Genomic DNA, 18,197 nt, shown 5'->3' on the forward strand with positions numbered 1-18,197 from the left:
GTTGCCGTCAGGTGATCTCGGCGAGGAAGCGCTGCGCACGGGTCTTGAGGTCGCCCGAGGCTTCGGCCAGCACTTCTTCGGCCAGGCTGCGGGCGCCGTCCGGGTCGCCGATGGCGTTGAATTCCTGCGCCAGCGCGAGCTTGGTCGCCAGCGGGTCGTCGCCGGCGCTTTCGACTTCGAAGCCCCCGGTGCTGCCGCCGCTGTCCAGGTTCAGCAGCGGGGCGTGGCCGGAATCGTGCGATGCCGCGGCCGCCGGGGCTGGGGCCGGGGTCGAGACGGAAGGCAGGTCCAGCGACAGCGAGCCCATGTCGAATTCGATCATTCCCGAATCGGGCTCCGGCGCCGCCGCCGCGTGGCCAGCCGGGGCAGCCTGGGGCGCCGAGGCGCTGCGATTCGGGCTGTTCGCGGAGGCCGTCAGGTCGGGCGCGTCCAGCCGTGCCGCCGTCGCTGCCGGCGCGGCAGTCGGCATGTCGAAATCCATGTCCAGCGAAGGCATCGGCTCGGGCGCTGCCACCGGCGCGGCCGCACGCATGGGCGCGACCGGAGCGGGGGCATGCGCTGCCGGCGCAGCGAGCGGCATGTCGTCGCCTAGCGAGAAGTCCAGGTCAAGGTCGACATCCGGATTTGCCGGTTCGGCCGCGGAGGGAACGGACACGGTCTGGACCGGCTGGGTGGCCGACATCGCGTTCACCAGCGCTGCGCCTCCGCCGACCGCGGCCGCCGCGGCCATGCTGCCTTCGGTGGGCTGGCCACCGGGGCGGTACAGCGGATTGCCCGGATCCAGTTCCTGGCCGAGCTCGCAGATATGTTCCCACTCCGGGCCTTCGCCGTGCGTCAGGCTGTAGGCCTCGGTGGCGACCAGTTCAAAGGCCTTGGCATCGCGCCGCTTGGAATAGATCTCCAGCAGCTTGCTGTGGATGGCCACGCGTTGCGGGTTGGTCCGCATCGCTTCCTTGAGGATTTCCTCGGCCTGCAGGTCGCGCCCGTAGGCCAGATAGACGTCCGCTTCAGCGACCGGGTCGACGTCGCCTGCGGCGTCGAGCTGGCTGGGCGAATAGACCATCGAGGAGCCGGTGGGGCTGCCTTCGTTGGTGTCGATGCGCTGGCCGCCGCTGGCGCCGAAGAAGGAGTCGGGCTGAAGCCGGCTTTCCAGGAACGAGCTGTCCACCTGCGACGATTTCTTGCGACGGCGGGCCCGGTAGAAGCCTACCCCCAGCAGCAATGCGATCAGGCCGCCGGCCGCGGCCGGAACAATCGGATTCTCGAGCAGGTCGTCCACCAGGCTGGTTTCCGCCGGCGCCGCCGGACGGGCCGCCGGCTTCGGGGCAGGGACGGCCGATGCGGTGGCGGCAGTGGGCGGAACAACGACTGGCGCGGTGATCGGCGCGGCATCGGAGGCGGCGCTCAACGCTGCGGAAGCCACTGGCGCCGGGGTTGGTGCGGGCGTGGGCTCCGGGGTCGGGGCAGGGGTCGGAGCCGGTGTCGGGGCTGGCGTCGGCGCCGGCGTGGGTGCAGGCGTTGGGGCCGGCGTCGGTGCAGGAGTGGGTGCCGGTGCCGCTGCCGGCCGGGCCGCTGTCGCAGCAGCGCCGATCGGGACGGCCGCGCCGGGTGCCTTCGCCGCGCTGGCGCCGCCGCGGGCGGCAGCCGCGCCGCTGGGGGCCGGAGTGGCCGCTCCACTGGCGGTTCCCAGCTTGTTCAGGTCCGCAATGTTCTTGTTCAGTTCGGCAACGCGGGTTGCCGCTTCCTTGGCCGAGCGCTCGCGGGCGATGCGGTCCTCGTTGGCCTTGGCCTGGATGCTGCCCTTGGACAGCATGAGCTTGTCGGGCGTGGCCGCGGTGGGCTTCTTCTCTTCTACGCTGGCCTGCACCTTGCCGGTGGCCTGGCGCTGCGCGGCCTCGATCCTGCTGGCCGGAACACCCTCTGCCAGCTTGCGGCGAAACTCGTTGAAGTCGCGGCTCTGCGCCACCACGGTCTGCCTGGCCTCGCCGGCCGGGACCGCACCGGCCTCGCTTGCCCCAGGCACTTCGAGCACTGCGCCGGCCTTGAGCCGGTTGATGTTGCCGCCGGCGAACGCGTCCGGATTGGCACGCAGCATGGCCACCAGCATCTGGTCGAGCGAGATGGTCGGCGGCTTGTTGGCGGCGGCGATGGCGCCGGCGGTGTCGCCGGGCCGGACCGTGACCTGCTTGCCTTCCGCTGCGCCGGGTGCCGCGGGGGCGGCGGCACGCGGTGCGGCCGGCGCGATCGCGACCGGCGCCCGTGGAGCGGGTGCGCCGCGCGGACCGGACGGGGCAGGGGCTGGAGCCAGCCGTGGAACGGGAGCGGCGGCGACAGCGGGCGGCGGTGCCACCGGTGAAACTTGCGCCGCGAGCGGGGCCGGAATCGGCTGCCTCAGCGTGGGCGGGTCGAACAGCAGCGTGTAATCACGCACCAGGCGGCCCGACGGCCAGCTTGCTTCGAGGATCAAGTCGACGAAGGGGTCGTTGATCGGCCGGTCGCTGGTCAGCCGCAGAAAGAATTTGCCATCCGGACGACGCTGCAGGGTGATCTGCATGTTCGACATCGCCGGGTTGTATTCCATCCCGGCAGTGCGGAAGGCGTCCGGCGAAGCGATCGCAGCCTTCAGGCCGGCTGCCTCTTCAGCGTTGATTTCCGGGATCTCGATATCGGCCCGCAGCGGTTCGCCGAGGGCGGACTGCACCGAAACCCGGCCGAGGGCAAGGGCTTGCGCATCCGTCGCGGGAATGCCCAGCAGGACCGCGGCGGCGACGGCAAGGGCAGTTGCCTTCCAATGTGGTTTTTCCATCGGATTTTGCGGCCCCACTGCTCGGTCTGCAGGCAGTTTTTTTCTCATCATGCGGACATTCGCCTCGGGCTGAATTTGCTAAAAATGACCTTAACATCAATGTCTTAGACTGACAAGCTGAGACATCTTTTAACTTCGGACCGAGCCTTTTGCGGCACTTCACGCGGGCTCGCATGTGGCCGCGAGACAACGGCCTGTAACACGACGCTACAGGCCCTTTGCGCTTAATGGTCCAGCAAAATGCGCAGCATGCGGCGCAGCGGTTCGGCGGCGCCCCAGAGCAGTTGATCACCGATGGTGAAGGCGCCCAGGTACTCGGGCCCCATCGCGAGCTTGCGCATCCGGCCCACGGGAATGGTGAGCGTTCCGGTGACGGCGACCGGGGTCAGCTCGCGAATGGTCGCTTCCTTGGTGTTGGGAACCACCTTTACCCAGCTGTTGTCGGCGGCGATCATCGCCTCGAGGTCGGCCAGCGGCACGTCCTTCTTCAGCTTGAAGGTCAGCGCCTGGCTGTGGCAGCGCATGGCGCCGACCCGCACGCAGAACCCGTCGACCGGTGTGGCCGGCGTGCCAAAGCCCGCGCCCTGGCCCAGGATCTTGTTGGTCTCGGCGCCGGCCTTCCACTCTTCCTTGGACATGCCGTCGCCCAGGTCCTTGTCGATCCATGGGATCAGTGAGCCGCCCAGCGGCACGCCGAAGTTGGCGACTTCATCGCCGGACAGCGACTGCTGCCGGGCCAGCACCTTGCGGTCGATTTCCAGGATGGCGGACTTGGGGTCGTCCAGCAGGGCCTTCACTTCGCTGTTGAGCGTGCCGAACTGGGTGAGCAGTTCGCGCATGTGCTGGGCGCCGCCGCCGGACGCCGCCTGGTAGGTCATGCTGCTCATCCACTCGACCAGGCCGGCCTTGTACAGGGCGCCCACGCCCATCAGCATGCAGCTGACGGTGCAGTTGCCGCCGATCCAGTTCTTGCCGCCCTTGGCCAGCGCGTTCTTGATGACCGGCATGTTGACCGGGTCCAGCACGATGATCGCGTCGTCCTTCATCCGCAGCGTGGAGGCGGCGTCGATCCAGTGGCCGGTCCAGCCGCCGGCGCGCAGCTTGGGGAACACTTCGCTGGTGTAGTCGCCGCCCTGCGCGGTGATGACGATGTCGCACTTCTTCAGGGCGTCGAGGTCGAACGCGTCCTTCAGCGTGGTTTCGTTCTTCGCCTGGGCCGGGGCCTTGCCGCCGGCGTTGGAGGTGGAGAAGAACAGCGGCTCGATCAGCCCGAAGTCGCCTTCGGCCTGCATGCGGTCCATCAGCACCGAGCCGACCATGCCGCGCCAGCCGACCAGGCCGACCAGCGGTTGTTGTCCATTCGTGAGTTTCATGTCGTACGCCCTTTATCAAGTCTTTGAACTTTTCCCCCGGCTCGTCGGCCGGGAGGGGCGAGACGAACCGGAGCTGACTAGCCCTTGGTGGTCTTCTTGGTCATCGCGGCCACGACGGCGTCGCCCATCTCGCGGGTGCCGACCTTGTTCGTGCCTTCCGACCAGATGTCCGGCGTCCGCAATCCGCAAGCCAGCACGGACTGCACGGCCGACTCGATCCGGTCGGCTGCACTGGGCTGGTTCAGGGAGAAGCGGAGCATCATGGCGGCAGACAGGATTGTAGCCAAAGGATTGGCCACGCCCTTGCCGGCGATGTCGGGCGCGCTGCCGTGGCTGGGCTCGTACAGGCCCTGGTTGCTGGCGTTCAGGCTGGCAGAGGGCAGCATGCCGATCGAGCCGGTCAACATGGCGGCGGCGTCCGACAGGATGTCGCCGAACATGTTGCCGGTCACCACCACGTCGAACTTCTTGGGCGCCTTGACCAGCTGCATCGCGGCGTTGTCCACGTACATGTGGTCCAGGGCGACGTCGGGATATTCCTTGCCCACCTCGGTCATCACGTCCTTCCACAGCTGGAAGGTTTCCAGCACGTTGGCCTTGTCGACGCTGGTGACGCGCTTGCCGCGCTTGCGCGCGGCCTGGAAGGCGACATGGCCGATCCGCTCGATCTCGGGGCGGGTGTAGCGCATGGTGTCGAAGGCTTCCTCAGCGCCCGGGAAGTTGCCGTCCGGCGAGACCCGGCGGCCGCGCGGCTGGCCGAAATAGATGTCGCCGGTCAGCTCGCGGATGATCAGGATGTCCAGGCCCGACACCAGCTCGGGCTTGAGGCTGGAGGCGCCCACCAGCTCCGCGTAGCAGATGGCGGGGCGGAAGTTGGCGAACAGGCCCAGGTTCTTGCGCAGGCCCAGGATGGCCTGCTCGGGCCGCAGCGGCCGGTCCAGCTTGTCGTATTTCCAGTCGCCGACCGCGCCGAACAGGATGGCGTCGGACTCCCTGGCCAGCTTGAGCGTGGCGTCCGGCAGCGGATGGCCGTGCGCGTCATACGCGGCGCCGCCGACCAGCGCGCTTTCCATCTCGAACTTCAGGTCCAGCGCCTGCAGCACCTTGACGGCCTCCGCGACGATTTCGGTGCCGATGCCGTCACCCGGCAGGACTGCGATCTTCATGATGTCTTCTCTTCTTCCAGTGAATCAACCGATGAGGGTGTGGGCCAGCCAGGGCTTCTCGGCCAGGCGGCGGGCTTCGAAGGCCTTGATCTTGTCCTTCTTCAGCAGCGTCAGGCCGATGTCGTCGAAGCCGTTGGTCAGGCAGTACTTGCGGAAAGCCTGGACGTCGAACGGGATCTCCTCGCCCTGCGGCTTGACGACCACCTGGCGCTCCAGGTCGATCGTCAGCTGGTAGCCGGGGAAGGCCAGCGCCTCGTCGAACAGCCGGGCCACCTGTGCCTCCGGCAGCGCGATCGGCAGCAGGCCGTTCTTGAAGCAGTTGTTGAAGAAGATGTCGGCGAAGCTGGGCGCGATGATCGCGCGGAAGCCGTACTGGTCCAGGGCCCAGGGCGCGTGCTCGCGCGAGGAACCGCAGCCGAAGTTCTTGCGCGCCAGCAGGATCGAGGCGCCCTTGTAGCGCGGCTGGTTGAGCACGAAGTCGGGATTGGGCTTGCGGCTGGCCGGATCCTGGCCCGGCTCGCCGTGGTCCAGGTAGCGCCATTCGTCGAACAGGTTCACGCCGAAGCCGGTCTTCTTGATCGACTTGAGGAACTGCTTGGGGATGATGGCGTCGGTGTCGACGTTCTCGCGGTCCATCGGCGCGACCAGACCCTTGTGTACGTTGAATTTTTGCATTTGTAACTCCTGAAAGCGGGGTCAAGGACGGCTGTCCGTCCTAAGCGAACTGCCGGATGTCGACGAAGTGGCCGTGCACGGCGGCGGCGGCTGCCATGGCGGGGCTGACCAGGTGGGTGCGGCCACCCGCGCCCTGCCGGCCCTCGAAGTTGCGGTTGCTGGTCGACGCGCAGCGCTCGCCCGGCTCCAGCCGGTCCGCGTTCATCGCCAGGCACATCGAGCAGCCGGGCTCGCGCCACTCGAAACCCGCAGCCTTGAAGATCTCGTGCAGGCCCTCGCGCTCGGCCTGGTCCTTCACCAGGCCGGAGCCGGGCACCACCATCGCCAGCTTGACGTTCTTGGCCACTTTCTGGCCGAGCTTCTTGACCACCGCGGCGGCTTCGCGCATGTCCTCGATCCGGCTGTTGGTGCACGATCCGATGAACACCTTGTCCACGTACAGGTCGTTGAGCGCCTTGCCCGGCTCCAGGCCCATGTACTTCAGCGCCCGCTCGATCGCGTCGCGCTTGCTGGCGTCCTTTTCCTTGTCCGGGTCCGGCACCCGGGCGTCCACGCCCAGCACCATCTCGGGCGAGGTGCCCCAGGTGACCTGCGGAACGATGTCGGCCGCGTTCAGTTCCACCACCCGGTCGAACTTCGCATCCGGGTCCGACTGCAGCGTCTTCCAGTAGGCGACGGCGTGGTCCCACTCGACACCGGTCGGCGCCAGCGGCCGGCCCCTGATGTACTCGATGGTCTTGTCGTCCACCCCGACCAGGCCGGCACGGGCGCCGGCCTCGATCGCCATGTTGCAGACCGTCATGCGGCCTTCCATCGACAGCGCGCGGATCGCGGACCCGGCGAACTCGATCGTCGAGCCGGTGCCGCCGGCGGTGCCGATCTTGCCGATGATGGCCAGCACGATGTCCTTGGCCGTCACGCCCGGCGCCACCTTGCCGTCGACCCTGATCAGCAGATTCTTCGCCTTCTTGGCCAGCAGGGTCTGCGTGGCCATCACGTGCTCGACCTCGCTGGTGCCGATGCCGTGCGCCAGGGCGCCGAAGGCGCCGTGGGTGGAGGTGTGGGAATCGCCGCAGACCACCGTCATGCCCGGCAGCGTCGCGCCCTGCTCGGGGCCGATCACGTGCACGATGCCCTGCCGCTTGGAGAGAAACGGGAAGTAAGCCGCCGCGCCGTATTCCGCCATGTTCTTGTCCAGCGTGGTGATCTGCTCCTTGCTGATCGGATCGGTGATGCCGTCGTAGCCCAGTTCCCAGCCGGTGGTGGGCGTGTTGTGGTCGGCGGTGGCGACGATCGAGCTCACGCGCCAGACCTTGCGGCCGGCGACGCGCAGCCCTTCGAAGGCCTGCGGACTGGTCACTTCGTGCACCAGGTGGCGGTCGATGTACAGGACGGCGGTGCCGTCGTCCTCGGTGTCGACGACGTGTTCGTCCCAGATCTTGTCGTAGAGCGTGCGTGCCATGGTTGCTTTCCTTTGGATTCGTTCAGGCGGCGGTTGCCGGCTCGGGCGCGTCGGCCCGGGCGGTGAGGTGGTCCACCAGCAGGCGGGCGGTGACCGGCAGGGTGGAAAAATCGCGGGCGACCAGCTCGATGCTGCGGCGGGCCCAGGCGTCGGTCAGCCGCACGCTCTCCAGGTCGCCGACGCCGTGCATCAGCTCGAAGGCGCGGCGCGGCATCACGCCGACGCCCAGGCCGTTGTGGATCATGCGGCACATCGCATCCAGCCCGGTGACGTGGATGCGCAGCCGGATGGTGCGGCCGGCGGCTGCCGCGGCATCGCGCATCGCCAGGTAGATCGAACTGTTCGAATGCAGGCCGACGTGGTCGCAGTCCAGCGTGGCCTCGAAGGGCACCGCCTTCTTCCTGGCCAGCGCGTGGCCGCGCGGGACGATCAGCACCAGCTGGTCCTCGCGGTACGGCAGCGTCTGCAGGTCGTGGCCCGGGCCGGGAACGCCGGTGTTGCAGATGCCGAGGTCGGCCGTGCCTTCCTGCACCGCGCGGATCACCTCGGTCGAGAGGTGCTCCTCCAGGTCCACCTTGACCTGCGGATGGTCCTTGACGAACTGGCCCAGGTCCTCGGGCAGGAACTGCACGATCGCCGAGATGCTGGCGTGGATGCGCACGTGGCCGCGCACGCCGTCCGCGTATTCGGACAGTTCGGCCTGCATCTTCTCCAGGCTGAACAGCACCGAGCGCGCGTGGTGCAGCAGGCTCTCGCCGGCCGGCGTCAGGTCCACGCCGCGGGTATGGCGGTACAGCAGCGGGGTCTCCAGCGTCGCCTCCAGGTCCGACAGCCGCTTGCTCACCGCCGACGCGGCGATGAACTCGCGCTCCGCCGTCTTGCCGATCGAACCGAGCTCGCAGACGGCGACGAACAGCTGCAGCGACGTCAGGTCGATGCGGCGGGCGAAGGAGCGGTCGGAGGGGCGCATTGCAATTCAAGTCATCGCGGTTGGCGATGAGAAGAGTATTTTCTCTCATCACGGCAGGCTTGGCCATCGCGAACCGCGATGCCCATCCTGCCGAGCCGGCTGTTTAGGCGCCAATGAAAAGGCCCGCCGAGGCGGGCCTGATCTTCCCGCCGCCGGGCTCAGCGCTTGGCGATGTCCGGCACGTCGCGCCGGGTGGCGCCGACATAGAGCTGGCGCGGGCGGCCGATCTTGTACTCCGGGTCGCCGATCATTTCATTGAGCTGGGCGATCCAGCCGACGGTGCGGGCCAGGGCGAACACCGCGGTGAACAGGCCGACCGGGATGCCGATCGCGCGCTGCACGATGCCCGAGTAGAAGTCCACGTTCGGGTACAGCTTGCGCGAGACGAAGTATTCGTCCTCCAGGGCGATCTTTTCCAGCGCCATCGCCAGCTTGAACAGCGGATCGTTTTCCAGGCCCAGCTCGCCCAGCACTTCCTTGCAGGTCTCCTGCATCAGCTTGGCGCGCGGGTCGTAGTTCTTGTACACGCGGTGGCCGAAGCCCATCAGCTTGACGTTGGAGTTCTTGTCCTTCACCTGCTTGATGAAGTCGCCGATCTTGTCGACGCCGCCGTTCCTCTGGATGTCGTGCAGCATGTTCAGCGCCGCCTCGTTGGCGCCGCCGTGGGCCGGCCCCCAGAGGCAGGCCACGCCGGCCGCGATGGCCGCGAACGGGTTGGTGCCCGACGAGCCGCACAGCCGCACCGTGGAGGTGGAGGCGTTCTGCTCGTGGTCCGCGTGCAGGATGAAGATGCGGTCCAGCGCGCGCTCCAGCACCGGGTTGACGACGTAATCCTCGCACGGCGTGGCGAACATCATGTGCAGGAAGTTGCCGGCGTAGGACAGGTCGTTCTTCGGATAGATGTACGGCTGGCCGGCGTTGTACTTGTAGGCCATGGCCACCAGCGTGGGCATCTTGGCGATCAGGCGGATCGCCGAGATCTCGCGGTGCTCCGGATTGTTGATGTCGGTGCTGTCGTGATAGAAGGCCGACAGCGCGCCGACCAGCCCGGTCATGATCGCCATCGGGTGGGCGTCGCGGCGGAAGCCGCGCAGGAAAAACTGCATCTGCTCGTTGACCATGGTGTGCATGGTCACGGTGCGGGTGAAGGTCTTCTTGACCTCGGCGTTGGGCAGCTCTCCGTACAGCAGCAGGTGGCAGGTCTCCATGAAGTCGCACTGCGTCGCCAGCTGCTCGATCGGGTAGCCGCGGTACAGCAATTCGCCCTTGTCGCCGTCGATGTAGGTGATGGCGGACTGGCAGGAGCCGGTCGACATGAAGCCCGGGTCGTAGGTGAACATGCCGGTCTGTGCGTACAGCTTGCGGATGTCGATCACGTCGGGGCCGACGCTGCCCTGGTAGACCGGCAGGTCGACGCTGGGGCTGCCGTTGCTGAACGAGAGGGTGGCTTTGTTGTCGGCGAGTTTCATGTCTGTTTCCTTCTGATCTGTTAGGGCCGCAGCAGCCCGAGGAGTTCTCTTATGTCGCTTGTGTCCGCTTCGCCTTCCGGTTCCTTGCGCCGCAGCAGCAGGTCCAGCAGGTCGTTGTCCGCCATCTCCATCAGGACGCCCATGGCCTGCGCCTGGCGCGCCGTCAGCTGCGCTTCGTGCTTCTCGAAGAAGCGCTCGATCAGCAGATCGTTCTCCAGCAGCCCGCGGCGGCAACGCCACTTCAGCTTGGAAAGCGCCCTGTCGCCCAGGGGCTGGTCGAGGCCGGTTTGCACTAGATTGCCCGGCGAACCATCAATTCCTTGATCTTGCCGATCGCCATCGCCGGGTTCAGCCCCTTCGGGCAGACGTCCACGCAGTTCATGATGGTATGGCAGCGGAACAGGCGATAGGGGTCTTCCAGATTGTCCAGCCGCTCGCCGGTGCCTTCGTCACGGCTGTCGGCAATGAAGCGATAGGCCTGCAACAGGCCGGCAGGCCCGACGAACTTGTCCGGGTTCCACCAGAAGCTGGGGCACGCCGTCGAGCAGCTCGCGCACAGGATGCACTCGTACAGGCCGTTGAGCTCCTCGCGCTCCTCGGGCGACTGCAGCCGCTCCTTCTCGGGCGGGATGGTGTCGTTGATCAGGTACGGCTTGATCGAGTTGTACTGCTTGAAGAACTGCGTCATGTCCACGATCAGGTCGCGCACCACCGGCAGGCCCGGCAGGGGCTTGAGCACGATCGTGCCCTTGAGCGTGAGCATGTTGGTCAGGCAGGCCAGGCCGTTCTTGCCGTTGATGTTCATCGCGTCCGAGCCGCACACGCCTTCGCGGCAGGAGCGGCGGAAAGACAGCGTCGGGTCCTGCGCCTTGAGCTTCATCAGCGCGTCCAGCAGCATGCGTTCATGGCCATCGAGCTCGATCTCGATGGTCTGCATGTAGGGCTTGGCGTCCTTGTCCGGGTCGTAGCGGTAGATCTGGAAAGTGCGGTTCATCTTAGAAAGTCCTGACCTTGGGAGGCACGGAGTCCACCGTGAGGGGTTTGAGGTTGACCGACTTGTACGACAGGCGGCTGCCTTCGCTGTACCAGAGGGTGTGCTTCATCCAGTTGGCGTCGTCGCGGCCCATCGGGGCGACCGGATCGTCGGTGGGGCGCTCGTAGTCATCCACCGTGTGGGCGCCGCGGCATTCCTTGCGGGCGGCCGCCGACACGATGGTCGCCTGGGCGCACTCGATCAGGTTGTCCACTTCGAGCGCCTCGATCCGCGCGGTGTTGAAGATCTTCGACTGGTCCTTCAGCGCGATCGAGCCGACCCGAGAGCGCAGCGCCGCGATCTTGGCGACGCCTTCGTCCATGCTGGCCTGGGTGCGGAACACGCCCGCATGCAGCTGCATCGCCGCGCGGATGTCGTTGGCCACGTCCTGCGAATATTCGCCGGTGGAGGCGTTGTCCAGCCGGTTGAGCCGTTCCAGCGAGCGGTCGGCGGCGTCGGCCGGCAGCGGCTTGTGGGCCTTGCTGCGGTTGTTGTATTCGGCGATGTGGTTGCCGGCGGCGCGGCCGAACACCAGCAGGTCCAGCAGCGAGTTGGTGCCCAGGCGGTTGGCGCCGTGCACGCTGACGCAGGAACACTCGCCCACCGCGTACAGGCCGTTGACGACCGCGCGGTCGTCGCTGCCCTGCTGCGTGACGACCTGGCCGTGGATGTTGGTCGGGATGCCGCCCATCTGGTAATGGATCGTGGGGACGACCGGGATCGGCTCCTTGGTGATGTCGACGTTGGCGAAGTTGACGCCGATCTCGTACACCGAGGGCAGGCGCTTGTGGATGGTCTCCGCGCCCAGGTGGTCCAGCTTGAGCAGGATGTAATCCTTGTTCGGGCCGCAGCCGCGGCCTTCCTTGATCTCCTGGTCCATGCAGCGCGAGACGAAGTCGCGCGGCGCGAGGTCCTTCAACGTCGGGGCGTAGCGCTCCATGAAGCGCTCGCCGTTGCTGTTCATCAGGATGGCGCCCTCGCCGCGGCAGCCTTCGGTCAGCAGCACGCCGGCGCCGGCCACGCCGGTCGGGTGGAACTGCCAGAACTCCATGTCCTGCAGCGGGATGCCGGCGCGTGCCGCCATGCCCAGGCCGTCGCCGGTGTTGATGAAGGCGTTGGTGCTGGCGGCGAAGATGCGGCCGGCGCCGCCGGTGGCCAGCAGCACGGTGCGCGCTTCCAGGATGTGCAGCTCGCCGGTTTCCATCTCCAGCGCGGTCACGCCGACCACGTCGCCCTCGGCGTCGCGGATCAGGTCCAGCGCCATCCATTCGACGAAGAAGCTGGTGCGTGCCTTGACGTTCTGCTGGTACAGCGTGTGCAGCATCGCGTGGCCGGTGCGGTCGGCGGCGGCGCAGGCGCGCTGCACCGGCTTCTCGCCGTAGTTGGCGGTGTGGCCGCCGAACGGACGCTGGTAGATCGTACCGTCGGGATTGCGGTCGAAGGGCATGCCCATGTGCTCGAGGTCATAGACCACCTCGGGCGCCTGGCGGCACATGAACTCGATCGCGTCCTGGTCGCCCAGCCAGTCCGAGCCCTTGACCGTGTCGTAGAAGTGGTAGTGCCAGTTGTCCTCGCTCATGTTGCCCAGCGAGGCGCCGATCCCGCCCTGTGCGGCCACGGTGTGCGAACGGGTGGGGAACACCTTGGACAGCACGGCGACGTTCAGGCCGGCGCGCGAGAGCTGCAGCGAGGCGCGCATGCCGGAGCCGCCAGCGCCGATGATGACGACGTCGAACTTGCGCTTGGTGATGTTGTTCTTGGTATAGGACATGAAGCTCACACTCTCCAGAGGACTTGAACGGCCCAGCCGGCGCAGCCCACCAGCCAGGCGATGGCGAAGACCTGGAGCAGCAGGCGCGCCCACACGGGCTTGACGTAATCCATCCAGACGTCGCGCATGCCGACCCAGACGTGCCACAGCAGGGCGCCGATGACGACGAAGGTCAACACCCTCATCCACTGGCTGGCGAAGATGCCGGCCCACTTGTCGTAGCCGATCGGTCCCCGGGTGAAAAGGACCTGGGCCAGCACCAGCAGCGTGAAAAGGGCCATCAGGCCGGCGGTGACGCGCTGGCTGAGCCAGTCGCGCATTCCGTAATGGGCGCCGACGACGATGCGCTTGGTGCCGTAATTGACTGCCATGTTGCTTCCTTGTTCTTGTTGTCGGTGTCAGTAAAGGCCGAACAGCTTGGCGCCGAGCACCACCGTCAGCGACAGGCTGGCGACAAGCGTGAAGGCGGCGGTCCTGCGGCCAGTGTCCTTGGTCACTGCGGCGTGGCTGGTGTCCATCCACAGGTGGCGCAGGCCGGCGAAGAAATGGTGCAGGTAGGCCCAGATCAGGACCAGCACCACCAGCTTGATGAACCAGCCGGGAAAGATGCCCAGGCCCTGGCCGAAGGCGCTGGTGAATTTCGCATACGAGATTTCGGAAGAGATCGACTTGTCGAACATCCAGATGATGAACGGCAGCAGAAAGAACATCAGCACACCGCTGACCCGGTGCAGGATCGACACCAGGGCAGCCAGGGGCATCCGGTAGCCGGGAAGGTCCGTCAGCACGTTGATGTTGCGGAATTCGGGCCGCTGCTTGGCTGGCTCTGTCATGGCTTGGCTTTCTTCGGGGAACGCATGAGGTTCTTGTGCTTGTGGAGATGCATCCAACCCAAAATTCTATTGCAATGCACAAACCGTCACAGGGACGTTGCCGATTCGCCGGTCAATTCAGGTCGTTGCGATAGTGGTGGGTGTCGGTGCGGTACAAGCCCCGCCGCAGTTCCATCGGGACGTCGTTGTACGTGTAGGCAATGCGTTCCACGCTCAGCAGCGGCATCTGCTGCGAGACCTTCAGCGCCGCCGCCTGCTGCGGGTCGGGCAGCACGGCGCGGATCTTTTCTTCGGCCCGCACCATGCGCACGCCGAACTCGAGCTCGAACATCGCGTAGGTCGGTCCCTGGTAGCCGGCCGCCTGTTCGGCAGTGAGTCCCTTGAAGGCATTGCCCGGCAGCCACAGGTCCTCCAGGATGGTCGGCACGCCGCCGAAGGACAGCACGCGCCGCACCTGGATCACCGGGTCGCCGGTGCGCAACGCCAGCGCCCGCGCCACTTCGGCGCTGGCGCGCACCCGCTTGCAGTCCAGCACCGCGCGCTGGGCCGGGCCTTCGCTGTCGCGATCGCCGCTGTCGGGCATCAGTTTCAGGAAGCGGTAGCGCACATGCTGTTCGGCGTGGGTGGCCACGAAGGTGCCCTTGCCCTGCCGGCGGATCACCAGGTTGTCGGCGGCCAGTTCGTCGATCGCCTTGCGCACCGTGCCCTGGCTGACCCGGAAGCGCGCCGCCAGGTCCATCTCGCTGGGGATCGCCTCGCCCGGCTTCCACTCGCCGCTTTGCAGGCTCTGCAGGATCAACTCCTTGATCTGCTGGTAGAGCGGGCTGAACGCCGGCGTCGCCCCGGCGGCGGGCTCCGCCACGGCGGGATCGGCCTGGGAATGGGGCGAGGTGGCCATGGGGCGGCAGCTTGTCGGTGGGCTCGTGCTGGGGGCGGAATTGCGTTGGAATGATATCTTATATAAGACATAAGACAAATTGACCGACGCCGGGTTTCGCGCGTAAAATCCTCGGGTTTTCCAGCGCTCCGGGGCCCGTTCCGGGGCACCCGCGGAAGCCAAGATTTCGCAACCTTCCTTCGGAGATTTCCCATGAGCAAAAAACCCGTCCGCGTCGCCGTCACCGGCGCCGCCGGCCAGATCGGCTACGCCCTGCTGTTTCGCATCGCCTCCGGCGAGATGCTGGGCAAGGACCAGCCGGTGATCCTGCAGCTGCTGGAAATCCCCGACGAGAAGGCCCAGAAGGCGCTCAAGGGCGTGATGATGGAGCTGGAGGACTGCGCCTTCCCGCTGCTGGCCGGCATGGAAGCCCACAGCGACCCGATGACCGCCTTCAAGGACACGGACTACGCGCTGCTGGTGGGCTCGCGCCCGCGCGGCCCGGGCATGGAACGCGCCGAGCTGCTGTCGATCAACGGCGCCATCTTCACCGCGCAGGGCAAGGCGCTGGACAAGGTCGCCAGCCGCAACGTCAAGGTGCTGGTGGTCGGCAACCCCGCCAACACCAACGCCTACATCGCGATGAAGAGCGCTCCCGGCCTGCCGCGCGAGAACTTCACCGCCATGCTGCGCCTGGACCACAACCGCGCGCTGTCGCAGGTCGCGGCCAAGACCGGCGTGAAGGTCGGCGACATCGAGAAGCTGACGGTGTGGGGCAACCACTCGCCCACGATGTATGCGGACTACCGCTTCGCCACCGCCAACGGCAAGGCCATCAAGGACATGATCAACGACCAGGAATGGAACGCCAACGTGTTCCTGCCCACCGTCGGCAAGCGCGGCGCCGCCATCATCGAAGCGCGCGGCCTGTCGTCGGCCGCCTCGGCCGCCAACGCCGCCATCGACCACATGCGCGACTGGGCGCTGGGTTCCAGCGGCAAGTGGGTGACGATGGGCGTGCCCTCCAACGGCGAATACGGCATCCCCAAGGACACGATGTTCGGCTTCCCGGTCACCACCGAGAACGGCAAGTACACCATCGTCAAGGACCTGCCGATCGATGCGTTCAGCCAGGAGCGCATCAACAAGACGCTGCAGGAACTCAAGGACGAACAGGCCGGCGTGGCCCACCTGGTCTGAAGGCTGCACCCCGCCGCATGAACGACTGGAATCCCGCGCTGTACCGCCGCTTCGAGGACGAGCGCACGCGCCCTGCGCGCGAGCTGCTGGCGCGGGTTCCGCTGGTCGACGCGGCGCGGGTCGTGGACCTGGGCTGCGGCCCGGGCAATTCCACCGAACTGCTGGTGCAGCGCTTTGCCGGCGCAGAGGTCAGCGGCACGGACAACTCGGCGCCGATGCTCGAAAGCGCCCGCCAGCGGCTGCCATCGGTGCGTTTCGGGCTGAGCGACATCGCGCACTGGCAACCGGCGCAGGCACCGGACCTGATCTATGCCAACGCCGCGCTGCAATGGGTGCCGGGGCATGAGGTGCTGATCCCGCGCCTGTTCGCTGCGCTTGCGCCCGGCGGCGTGCTGGCGGTGCAGATGCCGGACAACCGCGCCGAGCCGACCCACCGCGCCATGCGCGAGGTGGCGGCGCTGGCGCCGTGGGCGCAGGCGATCGGCGACGTCGACGCGCTGCGCTCGGCCGTCCTGCCGCTGGCGGCCTATTACGACCTGCTGGCGCCCCAGGCCGCACTGGTCGACGTTTGGCACACCGTCTACCAGCACCCGATGGCGTCGCCGGCGGCGATCGTCGAATGGGTCAGCGGCACCGGGCTGAAGCCCTTCGTCGAGCGGCTGCCGGCCGCCCTGCAGCCCGGCTACCTGGCGGAATACGAACGGCGCATCGCGCAGGCCTACCGGCCGCGGGCCGACGGCAAGCTGCTGCTGGCGTTCCCGCGCATGTTCATCGTGGCGCAGCGCAAGCCATGACCGACGCTGCTACCCATCCCCGCGCGGCGCTGCTCGGCGCCCAGGGCGGCGCCGTGGTGCTGCCGGTCTGCGACCACTACAGCGGCGTCGAGGTGCGCATGCGAAAGAGCCTGCAGCTGCAGGCCGAGATGACCGAGGAATTCGGCGCCTGCGTGTTCGACGTCACCCTCGATTGCGAAGACGGCGCGCCGGTCGGTGGCGAGCCCGAGCACGCCGCGCTGGTGGTGGCGCTGGTCACGCTGGCCAGCCCGAAGGCGCGGGTCGCGGTGCGCGTCCATCCGGTGGACCATCCGGCCTTCGAGCAGGACGTGGCCAGCATCGCCGGCAAGGTCGGCAACCGCCTGTGCCACATCATGGTGCCCAAGGTGGAATCGCCCGCCGACATCGATCGCGCTGCCAGGGCGCTGGACGCGGCCGGCGCCAAGCGGCTGCCGCTGCACGCCCTGATCGAATCGCCGGCGGCCGTCCACCGGGCGTTCGACATCGCCGCCCATCCCCGGCTGCAGTCGCTCAGTTTCGGGCTGATGGACTTCGTGTCGGCCCATGGCGGCGCAATCCCGGCCGAGGGCATGGGCATCGAGGGCCAGTTCACCCACCCGCTGGTGGTGCGCGCCAAGCTGGAGATCGCCTCGGCATGCCATGCGCATGGCAAGGTGCCCTCGCACGGCGTGGTGACGGAGTTCAAGGACAGCAAGGCACTGGGCAATGCGGCCCGCCGGGCGGCCCGCGAATTCGGCTTCACGCGGATGTGGAGCATCCATCCGGACCAGATCCGGCCCATCCTCGCCGCCTTCGCGCCCAGCGCCGGCGAAATCGAGACCGCCGCGAAGATGATCCTGGCCGCTGCCGCTGCGCAGTGGGCACCGATCAGCTTCGAGGGCAGGTTGCAGGACCGCGCCAGCTACCGCTATTACTGGCAGGTGCTGGAACGGGCGCATCGCACCGGCAGGTCGCTGCCGGCAGAAGTACGGGGCTGGTTCGACGCCGGCCCGCAGCACCAGAACACTCACGGAGCAGTTGCATGAAGTTCGCTATCGCCGCTTTCCCCCTCGCCCTGCTGCTGGCCACCGCGCCTGCGCTGGTGCAGGCCCAGGTCAACCACGCCGCCAAGAACACCGTCAAGAAGCGCGGCGGCAAGGTCGTGCCCAAGACCGTCGAGGAGAAGACGCCGATCGACGACGATCCGGCCGTCGTGCTGACGGACGCCGACCTGCTGGTGGCCAAGCAGGTGCTCACCGGCGACATTCCCTGCGAGCTCGGCGCCACCGTCCACATCACGCCGCACAAGCGCGAAGGCTTCTTCATCGTGCGCACCGGCATCCAGCGTTTCCGCATGCATCCGGTGGAAAGCAAGACCGGCGCGATCCGGCTGGAAGACCCGGTGGCCGGCGCCATGTGGCTGCAGCTGTCCAACAAGTCCATGCTCATGAGCCAGAAGATGGGCAAGCGCCTGGCCGACGATTGCATGAACCCGGCGCAGATGGCAGTGAACGAGGGGCTGAAGAAGAACCCGATCAACATCCTGGAGCCGGCGCCGGTCAAGGTGGTGGCGCCCGCCGTCGCCGTCGAATCGCCGGCTGCGATCGCCGGCACCGCGGCGTCGCCGCCGGCCACTCCCGCCTCCGCCGTCCCGCCGCCGGCGCCGGCTGCCCCGGAGACACCGTCGCCCGCCGCGGCCCCTGCCGGCACGGCACCTGCTGCGCCGGTTGTCCCGGCTGTTCCTGCCGCGACGACCAACTGACGCCATCCCTTTGCATTGAACGGAGAA

General features: G+C 67.3%; 17 protein-coding genes. 4 read left to right on the top strand and 13 right to left on the bottom strand.

The annotated features are described in order from the left end of the window. Positions 1-7: 7 nt before the first annotated feature. From ACFPOE_RS14810 to ACFPOE_RS14870, 13 genes are all read right to left on the bottom strand, one after another. A complete protein-coding gene (locus ACFPOE_RS14810) occupies positions 8-2,806 on the bottom strand; it encodes a motility hub landmark protein FimV (protein WP_376850894.1) in 2,799 nt (932 codons plus the stop codon). Positions 2,807-3,030: 224 nt separating this feature from the next. Then, complete coding sequence (gene asd, locus ACFPOE_RS14815) at positions 3,031-4,179, bottom strand: aspartate-semialdehyde dehydrogenase (RefSeq protein ID WP_376850895.1); 1,149 nt, start codon at positions 4,177-4,179, stop codon at positions 3,031-3,033. Between the two features lie 77 nt (positions 4,180-4,256). Then, positions 4,257-5,345 (bottom strand): 3-isopropylmalate dehydrogenase, encoded by a 1,089-nt coding sequence (leuB, locus tag ACFPOE_RS14820; protein WP_376850896.1) that lies wholly within the window; start codon positions 5,343-5,345, stop codon positions 4,257-4,259. Positions 5,346-5,369: 24 nt separating this feature from the next. Then, the gene (leuD, locus tag ACFPOE_RS14825) at positions 5,370-6,020 is read right to left on the bottom strand and encodes a 3-isopropylmalate dehydratase small subunit (RefSeq protein WP_376850897.1); all 651 of its coding nucleotides are present in this window, start codon (positions 6,018-6,020) and stop codon (positions 5,370-5,372) included. A 40-nt stretch (positions 6,021-6,060) separates the two neighbouring features. Further along, positions 6,061-7,482: a 3-isopropylmalate dehydratase large subunit gene (leuC, locus tag ACFPOE_RS14830; protein WP_376850898.1), complete on the bottom strand. Its 1,422-nt coding sequence runs from the start codon at positions 7,480-7,482 to the stop codon at positions 6,061-6,063. A gap of 22 nt (positions 7,483-7,504) precedes the next feature. Beyond that, entirely contained in the window at positions 7,505-8,452 is a 948-nt protein-coding gene (locus ACFPOE_RS14835; protein WP_376850899.1) for a LysR family transcriptional regulator, read from the bottom strand. A 158-nt stretch (positions 8,453-8,610) separates the two neighbouring features. Continuing rightward, the gene (gene gltA, locus ACFPOE_RS14840; RefSeq protein WP_376850900.1) at positions 8,611-9,921 is read right to left on the bottom strand and encodes a citrate synthase; all 1,311 of its coding nucleotides are present in this window, start codon (positions 9,919-9,921) and stop codon (positions 8,611-8,613) included. 20 nt (positions 9,922-9,941) lie between these two features. Further along, positions 9,942-10,214, bottom strand: a complete 273-nt coding sequence (locus tag ACFPOE_RS14845; protein ID WP_376850901.1) for an FAD assembly factor SdhE — start codon at positions 10,212-10,214, stop codon at positions 9,942-9,944. After that, a complete protein-coding gene (locus ACFPOE_RS14850; protein WP_376850902.1) occupies positions 10,214-10,915 on the bottom strand; it encodes a succinate dehydrogenase iron-sulfur subunit in 702 nt (233 codons plus the stop codon). Before ACFPOE_RS14850 ends, ACFPOE_RS14845 begins: the two co-directional genes overlap by 1 nt. A 1-nt stretch (position 10,916) precedes the next feature. Continuing rightward, on the bottom strand, positions 10,917-12,725 hold the full coding sequence (gene sdhA, locus ACFPOE_RS14855) for a succinate dehydrogenase flavoprotein subunit (RefSeq protein WP_376850903.1): 1,809 nt from the start codon (positions 12,723-12,725) through the stop codon (positions 10,917-10,919). 5 nt (positions 12,726-12,730) lie between these two features. Next, on the bottom strand, positions 12,731-13,096 hold the full coding sequence (sdhD, locus tag ACFPOE_RS14860) for a succinate dehydrogenase, hydrophobic membrane anchor protein (RefSeq protein ID WP_376850904.1): 366 nt from the start codon (positions 13,094-13,096) through the stop codon (positions 12,731-12,733). A gap of 27 nt (positions 13,097-13,123) precedes the next feature. Then, positions 13,124-13,558: a succinate dehydrogenase, cytochrome b556 subunit gene (gene sdhC / locus ACFPOE_RS14865; RefSeq protein ID WP_376850905.1), complete on the bottom strand. Its 435-nt coding sequence runs from the start codon at positions 13,556-13,558 to the stop codon at positions 13,124-13,126. 112 nt (positions 13,559-13,670) lie between these two features. Continuing rightward, on the bottom strand, positions 13,671-14,456 hold the full coding sequence (locus tag ACFPOE_RS14870; RefSeq protein WP_376850906.1) for a GntR family transcriptional regulator: 786 nt from the start codon (positions 14,454-14,456) through the stop codon (positions 13,671-13,673). 192 nt (positions 14,457-14,648) lie between these two features. Here ACFPOE_RS14870 and ACFPOE_RS14875 point away from each other — a divergent pair, with 192 nt between their 5' ends. The 4 genes from ACFPOE_RS14875 to ACFPOE_RS14890 are packed head-to-tail and all read left to right on the top strand — an operon-like array spanning position 14,649 to position 18,170. Then, positions 14,649-15,635: a malate dehydrogenase gene (locus tag ACFPOE_RS14875; protein WP_376850907.1), complete on the top strand. Its 987-nt coding sequence runs from the start codon at positions 14,649-14,651 to the stop codon at positions 15,633-15,635. 17 nt (positions 15,636-15,652) lie between these two features. Then, positions 15,653-16,429 carry a trans-aconitate 2-methyltransferase gene (gene tam / locus ACFPOE_RS14880; RefSeq protein ID WP_376850908.1) on the top strand — a complete coding sequence of 259 codons (777 nt, stop codon included), beginning with the start codon at positions 15,653-15,655 and terminating at the stop codon, positions 16,427-16,429. Then, positions 16,426-17,454, top strand: a complete 1,029-nt coding sequence (locus ACFPOE_RS14885) for an HpcH/HpaI aldolase/citrate lyase family protein (RefSeq protein ID WP_376850909.1) — start codon at positions 16,426-16,428, stop codon at positions 17,452-17,454. The genes tam and ACFPOE_RS14885 overlap by 4 nt, the downstream gene beginning before the upstream one ends. Next, positions 17,451-18,170, top strand: a complete 720-nt coding sequence (locus ACFPOE_RS14890; protein ID WP_376850910.1) for a hypothetical protein — start codon at positions 17,451-17,453, stop codon at positions 18,168-18,170. Before ACFPOE_RS14885 ends, ACFPOE_RS14890 begins: the two co-directional genes overlap by 4 nt. The last annotated feature ends 27 nt before the right edge of the window (positions 18,171-18,197 follow it).

Source organism: Caenimonas terrae (assembly GCF_042655405.1).
Classification (GTDB): domain Bacteria; phylum Pseudomonadota; class Gammaproteobacteria; order Burkholderiales; family Burkholderiaceae_C; genus Ramlibacter; species Ramlibacter terrae_A.